Here is a 14,957-nt window from a genome sequence, read left to right as displayed (position 1 = left end):
ACGTTGAGATGGGCGTAGAGCTTATCCATCCAATCGCTATGGACAAAGGTCTACGCTTCGCTATTCGTGAAGGCGGCCGTACGGTAGGCGCTGGTGTTGTTGCTAACGTACTTAGCTAAGTAACCCATTAACTATTGATGCATTAATACTATCGGAGCAATCTGATAGTATTAGTCAGCAAGTGAAAAGCCATCCTCTTAGAGGGTGGCTTTTTCTTGGTGGGGGATAAGTGAGTAAATGATAGTGATGACAATCATTTGAGATAAAATAGGCGTAATTGAATTTAAGCATGTTTGAATAAAAATAATAAAAGGAAACGCTATGTTTACTATCGAGAAGCTAGCAACCAAGACATTAGAACTAGAACAAAAGATTCAAGCAGTCGCAAATATCGAATCATTGGTGCAGCCACACGATGCATGGACGTATAAAACGCTAGTTGAGATGCTTGAGCAAGACAGTACTAGCATGCTGCTCGTTTATGCGGCTGAGGGGAGGTCTGACAAGGTAATTGGTTATTGCTTATATCAACTACTGTTTGAGCAAGCAGAAATACTACGTATCGGTACCCATCCTGATTATCAGCGTCAAGGTATCGCCTCACAGATTTTTGCCAAATTAAATGCAGAGTTAAAGAACAATCAGGTAGAGAGTTTATTGTTAGAGGTGCGGGCAGATAATGCGCCTGCAATTGCTTTATATGAGCAACAAGACTTTGTCGTGATTCATAAGCGTGCAGGCTATTATCAAAAGCCTCATCAGCCAGCCATTGATGCTTTGATTATGCAGCGTGTTTACTGTTAAAAAATACAGAATATGCATTTAATGATAAATAAGCAGTATTCATCAAGTAGATAAAATTTAGCCGTATGAAACCTCAGATATTTATGACATGGTTAATTATACTGATGGCGGTACTTTCTTTTTGTAAATATCAATATTGGCTAGATAGTTTTCATCCGTTTTCATGCGCTCAAGAATCTCAATGCGTTCAGCCAACATCTCTATCATTAAGCTGATGGTCGCTTGCTGTTTTTTGACTTGGGCTAATTTTTGCTGCGTGATGCTTAGTTGTAAATCAATATCGAGCTGCCCATCGTAATAATCATTGAGGCTATCTTTGATTTCAGTCAGCGTAAAGCCGATGGCTTGGGCACTTTTAATCAGCTCTATACGCTCAACGCATTCTGGATGAAACTCGGTATAGAGCCGTGAGCCTGCTTGGCGTTTGCGAGATTTTAGTAGCCCCAATTGGTCATAATGACGAATCGTATCTTTGGTTGTACTGGCTTTTGTTGCCAGTGTGCCAATAAGTAAAAACGCTGTATCAGGTACCATAATAACCTCGTAAGTAAAATACCCAACTTACTGATTGTGTAATGATGATTGGAAGCGCTGTTTGACGCTGTGTTTGTTTAAAGCTGTCTTGTTTAAAGTTATATTGAAAAGTAGCCCTGAAAAGTAATAAATACGCTCACTGTTAAACCAAGCTATTTTGCCTTGCCGATTTTCTTTATATTTTTAATTGCCACGGCTCTGGTTTATCGAGTAGTGATACGGCTAAAGGTTGGTGGCTGTCTTTTTGCCATTTAACTGAACGACTGCCGATAAGTGTATTTAATTGTGCTAAAAACCCAGCACGTGGCAAAGTCGTTGCACCTAAGCTCATCAGATGATCGTTTGGGAGCTGACAGTCTACCAACTCAACTTTGCTTTGCGCACATAGACGCATTAAGCCCCAAAAAGCGAGCTTTGAGGCATTAGAAGCAACATGAAACATCGATTCGCCAAAATAAATCCCACCTATCTTTAGGCCATATAACCCGCCAATCAATTGCTGCTTATCGTCCCAAACTTCAATGCTATGTGCAAAGCCTTGTGCGTGTAGCTCGGTATAAGCTTGAATCATCTCATCATGAATCCAAGTATGTTCGCCCTCAGGCAGCTCATTACTGCGCGGTAAACTACAAGCACGGATAACGTCATCGAAAGCTTGATTCAGGGTTAATTGCCAGCGAGCGCGGTTTGCTTGTTTACGCAGTGATTTACTCGGTTTATAGTCAGTTGGTACGATGATACAGCGTGGCTCAGGGCACCACCATGCGATAGGTTCATCTTCATTAAACCACGGGAACAACCCTTGCGCGTAAGCAGAAATCAGCGTTGTAGGCGCTAAATCCCCTCCGACAGCAACGATACCGATGCCATCAGGATCAACCATCACAGGGTCGGGGAAGTTATAACGCCCAAGACTTCTGATGTTTTTACTGAAAGTCTCAGGCGTTATATCAGTCGCATCGATATCAATGCGGCCGTCGTCTTTAGCAAAATCGCTCATTTATGCTTCTTTATCAGCAGTCAACGTTGAGGCATACGTATGGTCTTGAGCAACAGCTTCACCAATAGCATCCAAGTATTTTTCAGCATCAAGCGCTGCCATACAGCCAGTGCCTGCAGAAGTAATGGCTTGACGATAAACGTGATCGGCGACGTCGCCTGCGGCAAAGACGCCTTCAATACTGGTTTGGGTGGCATTGCCATTTAGACCGCTATTGACGATAAGATAGCCGTCTTTCATTTCCAGCTGACCTTTAAACAAGTCAGTATTGGGCTTATGACCAATGGCCACAAACATGCCAAACACATCCAGTTGCTTGGTGCTGCCATCAATCATCGATTCGATGATCAACCCATTGACGCCCATATCATCGCCGACCACTTCTTTGACTTTATGGTTCCATTCGATTTTGACGTTACCGTTTTTGGCTTTTTCAAACAGCTTATCCTGCAATATTTTCTCAGAACGTAAGCTATCACGGCGATGCACTAAAGTGACTTCAGAGGCGATATTAGATAAGTACAATGCTTCTTCAACAGCGGTATTACCACCGCCAATGACGGCGACTTTTTGGTCTTTATAAAAGAAGCCATCGCAAGTCGCACAAGCCGATACGCCTAAACCTCTAAACTTGGTTTCTGACTCTAAGCCTAGATACTGAGCAGACGCACCCGTTGAGATAATCAGAGCATCACAAGTATAGCTACCGTTATTCCCGACCAGAGTAAAAGGACGCTCATTAAGATTGACCTCATTGATATGGTCATAGACCAATTCAGTACCAAAGCGCTCAGCATGGGCTTTCATACGATCCATGAGCGCAGGGCCAGTTAAATCGTGAGCATCGCCCGGCCAGTTATCGACTTCCGTTGTGGTGGTTAGTTGCCCGCCAACCTCTAGACCAGTCACCATGACAGGCTTTAAGTTGGCGCGCGCCGCATAAACGGCAGCGGCATAACCAGCAGGACCTGAACCTAAAATAATCAATTTTTCGTGGCGTGGAGCCGTGTTATCAGTTGCCATAAAATTTCCTTGCTACCTATCAGAATAAAAAATATAAAAATTATAATAATAAAAATGCGTCATACAAGTGACAAATATTATAGAAGATACTCGCTAAAAGTAGCGATGAATATGGTTTTTCTCGTTGCTATGTGATAATAACATAAGGGCAGATGGCAAAAAGTGCAAGTTTGCTAAAACGAATATGGGTATCATTAGAATTAAAGCATCATAACCTTGAAAAATGCTGCCTAAAAATATGGTCTCTAACAACAAGCTGTATGAGAGCAAGATACCTAAAATCACTACATTTCTTTCATTAAACCTCTGTTTATTACGCGAAAGTGTGGCGAATGTTCGGTTAATGGCAGCATTTTTTGCTGAATCACTGAGGGATTTGTTTTCTTACGCTCTTTCTTGATAACACTGTCGCCACTACGCCTATGTATTTGTTATTATAAGAAGTTATGCGAGAGTGTTAGCAGCAGGAGTAAGCGCTTAATGTATATTGCCACTCAACAGTATAGAACCAGTTCAGCATAGTCAGCATGATTAGGGTTAATCATAAACTGGCAACCATTTAGTATTAATAACGAGTATTAACGACAAGGCAGATCTTACGTGATATCAGCACCACTTATTGAGTATTTAAAAAAGGGCATATTTACCCTGCTTGGGTTAATACTGGCGGTTTATTTATTCGTCATTTTGATGACTTATACGGGTAATGATCCGAGCTGGTCGCACATCAGTAGTGATATGACTGCCGTGAATAATATGGGCGGCGAGATGGGCGCGTGGCTGTCAGATTTGCTCTATAGCTTCTTTGGTTTTGGTGCATGGTGGTTGCTGGCGTTCTTGGTTTATGAGTCCGTGCTGATTTGGTGGGATAACAAACCAACGTTTTGGTTATTACGTTTGGTTGCTTATGTGTTTTTGTTATTGAGCGCCAGTGCCTTATTTGCGCAATTGGTAGCGCTAGTGCAGCAAGTGGCTGATCCGATGGTCTCAGGGCTCAAAGGCGTTGCTGGCGGTATTATTGGTCTTGAACTGCAAGCGCGTCTGGCACAGTTATTATCGCAGTGGGGCAGTGTGACGTTTTTAACGGTGTTTGTGATTATCACGGCCACTTTTGCCTTTAATATTCATTGGCTGGCCATTTATCAGAAGGTCAAGACGTGGTCGTGGCGCGATTCTGCGGTTAAAGGTAATGACCGCGAACAAGATAATAGACAAGTGGCGCAAGCAGCAGCTGCGCAACAGCAAAATGATGATAATGTGACCAGTGAAAAAGCTGCACAAGCCTTTGAACAATTACCACTAGAATTACCAGATGCTAATCATGCCCAAACGGCAGATAAAAGTGGTCGTTTTAATCACGTATTGAAAGATTTTTTAGCGACATCGGGTCTAGGTGCCAGCGTCAAGGCGTCCATGTCAGCAGCGGCCGCAGCGGCACAAGCCGCAACCAATAGCACGGCGCAAGATGAGCAATTACAAACTGCCGGCGCTAGCAGTTTCAGTCATGTTAACCAACAGCAAGCGTCAACACCTGCTGCAAATCCTGTGATGGCGCCTATACGCAAAGTTGAACCGAGTTTTGCTTGGAATGATGCTGATACTGTTGATGATTTGTTGGCAAGCGAGGCAATTGCTGGACAAGATGCGTTTGTCTATGAGGCAGTTGCTGCTACAAGCGCCCAAGACTTCGATAAATATACTGCAGCGCCTAATACTTCTGATAATACTGTTAATGATGCTGCTGATGAACATGAAAGGACAGAAAGCGTTGATGGCTTAGCAGTTGATACTTTAGCAGATGCTTGGCTAGCAGAACATGCGGCGGTTCCAGTTGCGCCTGAGTTAAAACAAGAAGAAATCTTGATTGAAGCGCCCGTATTAGAAACGTCATTTGACACTGAGGCACAGAGGCAGAAAGCTGATCATTCATTAAACGGCGTTAGTGATGACTCAATGGATGACTTGTCTGAGAATTGGTCTATCGAACAACCGGATTTTTCTTACGATACTGAGCCTTTAGTTAAACCTGACATAGTCAGTACATCGGCAGTAGATTTTGCTGCGCCAGTCAATGCAGTTGGTGACGTTGCTAAAGTTACTGATATGACACCAACCAATACGCCCCCTGCTAATCCTACATTAGCGCCACTGGCAGAAACTGCTATTACAACGATAACTGGGATTGCACAGACAAATACTCCGCCCGTAACCGCCGCTAAACCAACGGTAAGCTTTGCAGTGCCGGAAGGCGATAGCAGTAATCATATTGTTGACATGATGCCAGAAGATAACAGTCGAGCTGACGAGACTGACCTGCCTTTGATGCCGCATATTAGTGATGATGATGCTTTCAGTCAAAAATCACGCTCGATGCAAACGGCCGCTTATCGCAGTAGTCTATCACCTATCCCAGAGCTATCAATTTTAGATAAACCAGATCCTGATCGTAAACCGAGCTATACATTGGCTGAGCTTGAACAGTTGTCCGAGTTATTAGAGATTAAGCTGCAAGAATTTAATGTTAAGGCTACGGTAGTTAATGCTATTCCAGGTCCCGTAGTGACCCGCTTTGAAGTAGATCTGGCTGCGGGGGTAAAGGCCAGTAAAGTCACGGGCATTTCACGAGATTTGGCGCGTTCGCTATCGATGGCGTCCTTGCGTGTGGTCGAGGTCATTCCTGGTAAGCCGTATATTGGTATCGAAGTGCCAAACAAGCAGCGCGAAATGGTACGTTTGATTGAGCTGTTAAATACGGAAAAATTCAACGACCCTAAAGCCCAAATCAGTATGGCAATGGGTAAAGATATCGGCGGCAATCCGATTATTACCGACCTTGCTCGCGCACCGCATATGCTCGTTGCTGGTACCACAGGCTCTGGTAAATCAGTATTGGTCAACTCGATGCTGTTATCCATGCTGCTTAAATATACGCCGAATGAGCTACGCCTTATCTTGATTGATCCAAAACAGCTTGAGCTTGCTAACTATAACGATATTCCGCATCTGTTAACGCCAGTGGTCACTGATATGACTGAAGCGGCCAGTGCCTTGTCATGGTGCGTGGCAGAGATGGAGCGCCGTTATCAGCTCATGAGCCTATTAAAGGTACGTAAGCTTAACGAGTTCAATAAAAAAGTCATCGCTGCTGAAAAATCCGGTAATCCAATGCTGGATCCTTTATGGCGCCCCAATGACAGTGTGAGTATCAGTCAAGCACCGAAGCTAAAAACCTTACCGATGATTGTCATTGTCGCTGATGAGTTTGCCGATATGATTATGCAGGTCGGTAAGCAAGCTGAAGAACTTATCACCCGTTTGGCACAAAAATCGCGGGCAGCGGGGATTCATTTAATGCTTGCTACTCAGCGTCCATCAGTCGACGTGATTACTGGTCTGATTAAAGCCAATATTCCCGTCCGTGCAGCATTACGAGTCAACTCAAAAGTGGATTCACGCACGATTTTGGATAGCGGCGGAGCAGAAGACATGCTTGGTAATGGCGATATGCTGTTTTTAGGACCTGGGCAAATTGAGCCTGACCGTGTGCATGGTGCATATGTCAGTGATGAAGAGGTAAACCGTGTCTGTGACGCGTGGCGTGAACGTGGTGCGCCCGATTATATTGATAATATGGCAGGTAATTTTGAATTAATGAGTCCTGGCAGTGGTGCTAGCGCCGCCAATGCTTCTGGCGAAGACGACGACCTTTACAATGATGCGGTGGCATTTATTATGGAAACACGAAAAGTATCAGCGTCTAGTATTCAGCGTAAATTCAGCATTGGTTATAACCGTGCGGCACGTATTGTCGACTCAATGGAAGAGGCTGGATTGGTCAGCTCAATGGGCAAAAGCGGTAAGCGTGAGCTGTTGATGTAGCGCTTAGGTTTTATTAGATAGTAAAAAGGACGAGTGACGAAAGTGGCTCGTCTTTTTTATTGGTAAAATACGATAGCGCTCATGTCCGAATGACTAATGAGTTTCTTTATCAATTATCAGCAGTGGTTTTTTATACTAAACTGACAGTTGTTGATAAAATAAATATGACTTAATTTTAAAAAATCTTAATTTAATCACTCAGCAAGGATGCAGATTATGTTTAAAGAATACACTCAGTATGATGGCCTAGCGTTGGCAGCATTGGTCAATGCAGGGGAAGTCAGTGCCAAAGAGTTGCTAGATGCAGCGGTTGATCGAGCCAATCAGCTTAATCCGAAACTAAACGCTATTATTCATCGTTTTGATGAGCGTGCTTATACTGCTGCGCAAAAGGGCTTACCAACAGGCGTATTTAACGGTGTGCCTTATTTGCTTAAAGACTTATCTTTCTATTTTGCTAATGAGCCCATTACGATGGGCAGTCGTAGCGTCAATATCCTGTCAGAGAGCGACAGTGAAATCGTTAAGCGTATGAAAGCCACAGGGGTCAATACCTTTGGTAAGACCAATACCCCAGAATTTGGTTTAATCATCACCACTGAACCCAAAGCGCACGGCGTGACGCATAATCCGTTTAAAAAAGGCTATAGCTCTGGTGGTTCATCGGGCGGTAGTGCGGCGGCAGTGGCGAGTGGTATTGTGCCGATGGCAGGTGCAGGTGATGGTGGCGGTTCAATACGCTTTCCGGCGGCATGGTGCGGCGCTTTTGGATTCAAACCCAGTCGTGGTCGTAACCCCATGGGTCCTGCATTTGGCGAAGGCTGGGAAGGAGCAGTCGCTGACCATGTGATTACGCGCTCAGTACGTGATAGTGCGGCCATGCTCGATGCGACCAGCGGGGCGGAAATCGGTGCACCTTATGTCATCGCGCCACCTGATGGCACGTTTTTGCAAGCAGCGATGCGTGCACCAAGGCAATTAACTATCGCTCTGCATCAGCAGCCATTGGTTGCTAACACGGTGGTCGATAAAGAAGTACTCGCTGTATTAGAGCAAACGGCTAAGCAGTTAGAAGCAATGGGGCATCGTGTGGTGCCGGCTGAGCCTAATATTAATATTGAGCAGTTTTGGCATGATTTTTTAGTGGTAGTCTGCGCGCATACCGCCTTTACCATTGATAATATTGAGCGCTGTCATGGTGCACAGCATATCCAAAATCTTGAGCCGCAAACCTACAATATGGCAATGCTTGGACGCTCATTATCCGCCGTTGATTTGGTGCATGCTAAGCACGGCTGGCATGACAGCCAATACCAAACTGGCCTGCTGCTCGAAACCTACGATATGATTTTGTGCCCAACGGTACCGACCACGGCCGTTAAGCACGGTGTGCTACCGCCAAGTCGTATGGATGAGATGTTGATGCTTAGTGCGGGATTACTAAATAAAGGCATTGATATGGGTAAATATGCCTTTAGCTCAGGCATGATTGAAAAACTTAGCCAGCCTGTACTGGGCAAAATGGCTTTTACTTTGCTGGGTAATATCACGGGGTTGCCAGCGATGTCGTTGCCAGTAGGCATGAGCAAAAAGGGTTTGCCAATTGGGATGCAGCTGATTGGGCGTATGAATGATGAAACGACATTATTTAGTATTGCTGGCGAGATGGAGCGCGCGGGATTATTTACCAAACCTGCTTTTGAAAAATAGTTTTATACCAACTCAAAAGTCAGTGACTTTTAATAAATGCGTTTTAGCAAAAGTGCTTTGACTTAAGCACCTCAGTCAAAACAGAAGCTTAGTCAAAGCGATAAATATCCATACCCAAACTATGGTGCGCCATGCTTTGATGCACCACAGAGACGCGTTGACCCGCACCTAAGGCAAAGAATAGCGGCAATAGGTGCTCATCGCTTGGGTGTACATTCTGATAATTAGGATACTGCTGCCAGTCTAAGGCGCTCGGAATGTCTGTTTTGAGCTGTTGTAATAGCCAGACTTTGAAGTCTCTAGCGGTTTTATCGATACTTTCTGCTTGCCAGCGTAGCGCTTGCAAATTATGCGTGATACTCCCTGAGCCAATCAAAAGGATTTGCTCATGACGCAATTGTGCCAGTTGTGCGCCCAATTGATAACAAGCAACACTGTCATAATGCTGCGGTAAGGATATTTGCACGATAGGGATATCGGCTTCCGGATACAAATGTAAAAGCGGTGCCCAAACTCCATGGTCACTGGCCCGCAAAGGATTTACGCGACAGGTGATACCGCGTGCCGTCAACTGCTGTGCTAAAGTTTCAGCAAGCGCTGGTTGTCCGGCAGCAGGGTATTGCAAATCATACAGCTCAGGCGCAAAGCCAGAAAAATCATGCCAAGTTTTTGGCTGTGGATTACTGCTGATTTCAAGCCTAGCGGATTGCCAATGTGCCGACATAATGACAATAGCGCGCGGCTTAGGTAGGTTTTGACCCATACGTGCCAGTGCGCTGGTTGTCGCTGACTGCTCGATAGCAAGCGTTGGCGCACCATGCGAGATAAATAGCGCGGGCAGTATGGGCGATTTAGATTGTTCAGCTGCACTCGATATTGCAGGCGCATCTGCCCAGGCAGCAGCGGCTGTGATGGGCGTCGGCTTTGATGTCGTCAGATGTTGGCGTTTGTCATCAGGTTGCGGATGAGCGCTCGGGGCTTTAGGTATTGCAGGTTTAGGCTGTTTCATGTTGCATTTATTAGGGCGCGCGCCTGTTTTTCAATCTCTTTTGTCATTGAGTTTGCCACTGCTCTGTATATCAATCAGTCGCTCTTTTATATCAATCAATTTTTGTGTAGTTTTTAAATACTACTTTTAATTACCACGATGATAAGGATGATTGTGATTGATACTCATCGCCCGATATAGCTGTTCCATAAGCACCACGCGCACCAGCGGATGCGGTAGGGTAAGCGCGGATAACGACCACTTCACGTCGGCTTTTGCCAATACTTCTGGCGATACGCCGTCAGCACCGCCGATAACCAAAGCAATGTCATCACCTTGCTGCATGCCATCTGCCAATTTATCTGCCAACTGTTCGGTAGAGAGCATTTTGCCTTTCACATCCAGTACCCATAGTTGCTCACGACCGACTGCCGCATGGGCGGCCAATATTGCCTGACCTTCTTGCTCACGGTACTGTGCCAAATTAGCATCGGATGGGTTTTTGGCGCGTTTCGCCGCCGCAATTTCTACGATTTCAGTGCTGAGCATGGGTTGAATACGTTTGAAATATTCGTCAAAACCAGTTTGTACCCACTTGGGCATTTTGTTGCCGACGGTCAATATTCTTACTTTCATAATACATATCACTTCGATAATTGATTAAATGTAACAAAAGAATTCTACGCTTAAGTTATTGTAACAAAGAGACCTTTTACAACGCATAATTTTGTGCTTTACTAGCATTCGACAAACAGTTGTTCTCTAATTTTCTGGTTTTTGTTTATCATTGCTTAAAAGTTGCGCTATAGAAATAGTGGCAGAAAGTTAAAAGTAGTGAGATAAATCAACCAGTAATGACATAACGAACAACATTGTGAGGTCTTTATGATAAACCAAAAGACAGTTTGAAACATTTTTTTAAACGAAAGGAGTCGTTCATGAAACGTACTATATCAAGTCTAGTTGCCCTTAGCGCAGGCGTGCTGCTCTCTACTTCTGTGTTTGCTGCTTCTTTACATGGCACACAATGGCAAACCATCGATGATAAAACCGGTGAAAAAAAGGCCGTCATGCAGTTAACTGAAAGCGGTGGTAAGGTCACAGGAAAAATCCTCAAAGTGCTCGATAAAGAAAAGGCAGATGCGCTTTGTACCAAGTGTCCAGGCAGCTTAAAAAATAAACCTGTTGAAGGTTTGCAGATACTATCAGGCTTTAAAGCGGATGGTAATAACCAATGGAGTGACGGCAAGTTGGTCGATCCTGAATCAGGGAAAACCTATTCTGGCAAGTTGACTCTAAGTGATAATGGTCAAAGCCTAAAACTACGCGGCTTTGTCGGTACCCCAGTCTTTGGTCGCTCGCAAACGTGGCAGCGTATTAAGTAAGTTTTGCCACTAGGATTATCATTGATTAAGGACGATGCTAGTTGTTAGCAATGATTGGAAGTGATTGAAAGCCAATGCAAAAGGATAGCTGATGTATGTTGGCTATCCTTTTTCATGCGTTAAGTTTTATCAATTATCTTACATAAGCGGCGCAATCGTTTCTGATACCGCGCTTTCTGCACGCTCGTCGTTATTCTGATTATCAGCATCCTTATTATCAAAAGACGTGGGTTTTCGGATAATCGTCAGCTTAGCATCCGATTCAAAAACAATCGCCTCGACATCATCGAAACTATTTATCCCTTCAGAACGCATGGCACACTCCATCTCTTGACGGGTCAAGCGCTCATCACGCATCGCATCGGGCAAAAACTGCCCTTGATAAAAGACAATACGCGGCTCGGACAAAATAAAACTGCTAAATTGCGGTGAGATGGAGGCATATTTGGTGACCAAAAACTGCATGATATATAGCGCCAAGATAGCAGAGATACCTTCGATAAGCGGAATGTCTTTGAGTAAAATAGTGCTGGCACCGAGTGAGCCAATCATCACGGTGACAATCCAATCAAAATTATTGAGCTGAGAGGTAGAGCGTTTTCCAGAGACCTTAGTGGTAATGATAATCAAAACATAAACCATAACCGCGGTCACCACGATACGTCCAAGCTTGTCTATATTGTCGAAAAAAAGCATGTCCATTGCTTGAGCTCCTATCTAGCAAAATTCATTAGCGTAAAGACAGCGTAACGTAATTCAGTCATGCATGAGACAAAAACTTCCTAGTAGCTTGTAGAAAATACTCAACCTCTCATTGTAATGAACACTTAACAACATCCAGCAATAGGTAACCAAGCAATCAAATGGTTTTACGCTTGGGGTCAAGCACGCGATTAACTGCCCAAATGCTGATTCGCGCACTGACTAGGCTAAGCACCAAGATCATCACCAATGCAGAAAGCAGCGGTAAAGGCTGCTGCCTGGTCATGTCCATCAATACTTCACGGCTCACCGCATCAAATAAGAAAAACCAGATACATAAGAAATAGATAATGGTAAGCAGCCAAACCACTGCGACGCCGCCGAACATTAAGCGGTTGATTTCACTTCTATCCAGTGCGCGCTGCTGATGTTTGATAAATTTATGCACCGCAATATAAGCGCCGATAACGATAGCGATGGCAGTGACCAATTGCGAGTTTAAGGCAAATTTGGTTTGAATCATCATAAATATGGCGCTAGCCAGAATATAACCAACCGCAAAGAATCCAACATATTGCGCCATTTTAGGTTGTGTTGTTTTTGGACTGTTAGGCTGAGTATTGCCTGCCGCCTTACTATCTTTTGAACGACTAGGAGACTTGCTAAGCTGCATTGGTTTACGTGACATAAAAATGACCTTTATAAAGGGGTGAGCATAAGATTTTTAAAGCAAATAGCGATAGAAAAAGAGCAGTTAATGAACCACCCTTAATGCTGCGCTGTCCAATCTAGCATGCTATCTAACACGGTTCGGGCATTATAAGCGTTGAGCGCTTGGTCGCTATTAATTAATCCGACCACCACGTAGTCCTGTCCAGACAGCCCTTTAACATAGCCTGCCATCGAGGTGACATTATTTAAAGTACCGGTTTTTATCCAAGCGCGACCGATGGCTTGCGACTCAGGTAAGCGGTCGCTATGCGCACTAATCGTACCACTGACGCCAGCAATACCTAATGAGCTCACGTAAGCATCAAAGCTCGGTTGCTCATAAGCGTAGGTCAATAGCTCGCTTAAGTTTGCAGCGCTGATGGTACAGTCGCGGCAGAGTCCTGAGCCGTTGCTTAGATGCGGCGGCGGGGTGGTCAGCTTGGTTTGCCACCATTGATTGATAGTTTGCAGCGCTTGCGGATAGTCGGTCGCTTTTGGCTGGCCAAATTGATATAAGCTCGTTGCTTGATTGTTAATGACTTTATTCGTATCACTGCCTTTATTATTAACGCTTTCTTTATTGGTGCTCACTTTATCAGTGGTTATTTTATTGCTGCCAACATTATTAATAGGATTATTAGTACTGTTATAAGCGCCTATAGATAGTGCCACTTGCTCTGTCATTACATTATTAGAGAAGTGATTGATATCATAAATCTGCTGAGTAAGGTTTAAAGAAGGATAGCTGACAATGGGCAAGGGTGACATCGCAATAGCTGCTAAACCACGTGGCGCTTTTGCCTCTTTAGCATTGATATTAAAGCGGTAAGGCGTTTCTTGGCTGATGACCTTACCGCTCAACGTATTACCCAGCGTTTGCCATTTAGAAGCAATGACGCGCGCGGCGAAATCTTTGGCATCAGGGTAGGCGACATAAAAGGTATGCTCGCCGCAGCTGTCTGGTAAATTGGCATTGAGCGTCAACTGTGTCGGTTGCCACTGCGGCGCTAGACTATAGCGAGCTTGACTACAGGTAGCTGAGCGTATATTTATCATACTCGGTAACTGGTAATTTGCCAATTGCGGCGTGTAAGTCAGCTGCGCGCGCGTATTATCTAGCGGATAGCTTTGGATACCGATACTGCTAAAATTGACCAAAAAACCATCGGGGCTGGCGTTATAAGGACGTAGCGGTGAGTTGTCAAAGGCGGCAGGGTCTTTTGTGACGTTTTTAAAGACGGCGCTATCCACGATAATATCGCCGTTGATATGGCGAATACCAGCAGTTTGCACTTTATAAAGCAATTGCTGCAAGCGCTCATGGGTCATTTTTGGGTCGCCACTGCCTTGAATAATCAAGTCGCCATAGAGCTTATCGCCAATGATAATACCCGTATGATAAACACGAGTATGCCAGACAAAGTCAGCGCCCAAAATATCTAAAGCGATAAAGCTTGGCACCAGTTTCATAGTACTGGCAGGCGTGCGTGCAATATCCGCTTGATGGCTCAATAACGGCGAGAAAGAGATTTTAATAGCGGTATTATTAACCGCAGTATTGCTACCATTGTCTTTACTGCTTTTATGCTCATTTTCATGGCTAAGATGATTTGTAGCAGGCGTTGAAGGCATTGATTGGCTATTAGCTGGCAGCAGCGATGGAGTGCTCTCTAAACTCTGATAAGTATAAGGATCATCGGTATAAGCATGGAGCTGTTTTTCATGTTGTTTGATCGTTTGCTTTTCTATCGTTACCAATGGGCTGTGGTAAACCGTTGCTTCTTTAGCTTTATTATTTTGAGTCGCTTGTTTTTTTATAATATCAGGATCAGCTGCGCCGTTATCCGCACTTAACGATTTTGGCTGACTGTCAAGGCTAGAGCTATTAATAACTTGAATCGGCGAGGGCAAACGACTGGCATTTTTATCGCCCACTGGAGTAATGACAATACTAATATCGTCGGCGCTTAAGTTTGCTCGCGTAAGCGCCGTTTGAATCGCCTCTGGTAAGGCAGCTTGAGCATATAGCGGCGCTAACATAGCGCTGGCAAATAATGTCAGCATCGATAAGTATTTTGTAGGCTGATTCAGCGAGCATAACGGCTTACTAAAAAGTGTAAGCTTGGCAGTAGCGCTAGGGTAATGATTAAATTTAGAAGTGGGTAGCATGAGCAGTCTATCATCAGGTGGCAAAAACAACCTATGGTAACATGAGTTGCTA

12 protein-coding genes and 1 pseudogene are annotated in these 14,957 nt (G+C 44.4%); 5 read left to right on the top strand and 8 right to left on the bottom strand.

Features of this window, described 5'->3' with window-relative positions:
• Together FQ084_RS12760 and rimI are read left to right on the top strand one after the other, a co-directional pair.
• Window positions 1-119, top strand: a pseudogene (locus FQ084_RS12760) (elongation factor Tu); the annotation flags it as partial.
• Between the two features lie 202 nt (window positions 120-321).
• The gene (gene rimI / locus FQ084_RS12755) at window positions 322-804 is read left to right on the top strand and encodes a ribosomal protein S18-alanine N-acetyltransferase (protein ID WP_149490997.1); all 483 of its coding nucleotides are present in this window, start codon (window positions 322-324) and stop codon (window positions 802-804) included.
• Between the two features lie 96 nt (window positions 805-900).
• Here rimI and FQ084_RS12750 read toward each other — a convergent pair whose 3' ends face one another.
• The 3 genes from FQ084_RS12750 to trxB form a co-directional block, all read right to left on the bottom strand.
• The gene (locus FQ084_RS12750) at window positions 901-1,338 is read right to left on the bottom strand and encodes a MerR family transcriptional regulator (RefSeq protein WP_149490996.1); all 438 of its coding nucleotides are present in this window, start codon (window positions 1,336-1,338) and stop codon (window positions 901-903) included.
• Window positions 1,339-1,513: 175 nt separating this feature from the next.
• On the bottom strand, window positions 1,514-2,338 hold the full coding sequence (aat, locus tag FQ084_RS12745; RefSeq protein WP_149490995.1) for a leucyl/phenylalanyl-tRNA--protein transferase: 825 nt from the start codon (window positions 2,336-2,338) through the stop codon (window positions 1,514-1,516).
• Complete coding sequence (gene trxB, locus FQ084_RS12740; protein ID WP_149490994.1) at window positions 2,339-3,361, bottom strand: thioredoxin-disulfide reductase; 1,023 nt, start codon at window positions 3,359-3,361, stop codon at window positions 2,339-2,341.
• Window positions 3,362-3,961: 600 nt separating this feature from the next.
• On the opposite strand from trxB, the gene FQ084_RS12735 reads away from it, so the two are divergent.
• Window positions 3,962-7,240: a DNA translocase FtsK gene (locus FQ084_RS12735; RefSeq protein ID WP_149490993.1), complete on the top strand. Its 3,279-nt coding sequence runs from the start codon at window positions 3,962-3,964 to the stop codon at window positions 7,238-7,240.
• Between the two features lie 216 nt (window positions 7,241-7,456).
• Window positions 7,457-8,950 carry an amidase gene (locus FQ084_RS12730; protein ID WP_149490992.1) on the top strand — a complete coding sequence of 498 codons (1,494 nt, stop codon included), beginning with the start codon at window positions 7,457-7,459 and terminating at the stop codon, window positions 8,948-8,950.
• A gap of 88 nt (window positions 8,951-9,038) precedes the next feature.
• Here the strand turns inward: FQ084_RS12730 and FQ084_RS12725 are convergent, their stop codons facing one another.
• Together FQ084_RS12725 and rlmH are read right to left on the bottom strand one after the other, a co-directional pair.
• Window positions 9,039-9,959, bottom strand: coding sequence for a DODA-type extradiol aromatic ring-opening family dioxygenase (locus FQ084_RS12725; protein ID WP_149490991.1), 921 nt, complete (start codon window positions 9,957-9,959; stop codon window positions 9,039-9,041).
• 126 nt (window positions 9,960-10,085) lie between these two features.
• Entirely contained in the window at window positions 10,086-10,574 is a 489-nt protein-coding gene (gene rlmH, locus FQ084_RS12720) for a 23S rRNA (pseudouridine(1915)-N(3))-methyltransferase RlmH (protein WP_149490990.1), read from the bottom strand.
• A 302-nt stretch (window positions 10,575-10,876) separates the two neighbouring features.
• Here rlmH and FQ084_RS12715 point away from each other — a divergent pair, with 302 nt between their 5' ends.
• Complete coding sequence (locus tag FQ084_RS12715) at window positions 10,877-11,323, top strand: DUF2147 domain-containing protein (RefSeq protein ID WP_149490989.1); 447 nt, start codon at window positions 10,877-10,879, stop codon at window positions 11,321-11,323.
• Window positions 11,324-11,461: 138 nt separating this feature from the next.
• Here FQ084_RS12715 and FQ084_RS12710 read toward each other — a convergent pair whose 3' ends face one another.
• From FQ084_RS12710 to FQ084_RS12700, 3 genes are all read right to left on the bottom strand, one after another.
• Window positions 11,462-12,025: a DUF421 domain-containing protein gene (locus FQ084_RS12710; RefSeq protein WP_149490988.1), complete on the bottom strand. Its 564-nt coding sequence runs from the start codon at window positions 12,023-12,025 to the stop codon at window positions 11,462-11,464.
• 157 nt (window positions 12,026-12,182) lie between these two features.
• Window positions 12,183-12,713 carry an ABZJ_00895 family protein gene (locus FQ084_RS12705; protein WP_149490987.1) on the bottom strand — a complete coding sequence of 177 codons (531 nt, stop codon included), beginning with the start codon at window positions 12,711-12,713 and terminating at the stop codon, window positions 12,183-12,185.
• Between the two features lie 80 nt (window positions 12,714-12,793).
• A complete protein-coding gene (locus FQ084_RS12700; RefSeq protein ID WP_149490986.1) occupies window positions 12,794-14,905 on the bottom strand; it encodes a D-alanyl-D-alanine carboxypeptidase/D-alanyl-D-alanine-endopeptidase in 2,112 nt (703 codons plus the stop codon).
• Between the last annotated feature and the right edge of the window lie 52 nt (window positions 14,906-14,957).

It is taken from the genome of Psychrobacter sp. ANT_WB68, from assembly GCF_008369115.1.
In the GTDB taxonomy this organism is placed as follows: Bacteria; Pseudomonadota; Gammaproteobacteria; order Pseudomonadales; family Moraxellaceae; genus Psychrobacter.
The sequence above is the reverse complement of the archived record's forward strand: the minus strand, read 5'-3'. Positions and strand labels throughout refer to the sequence as shown.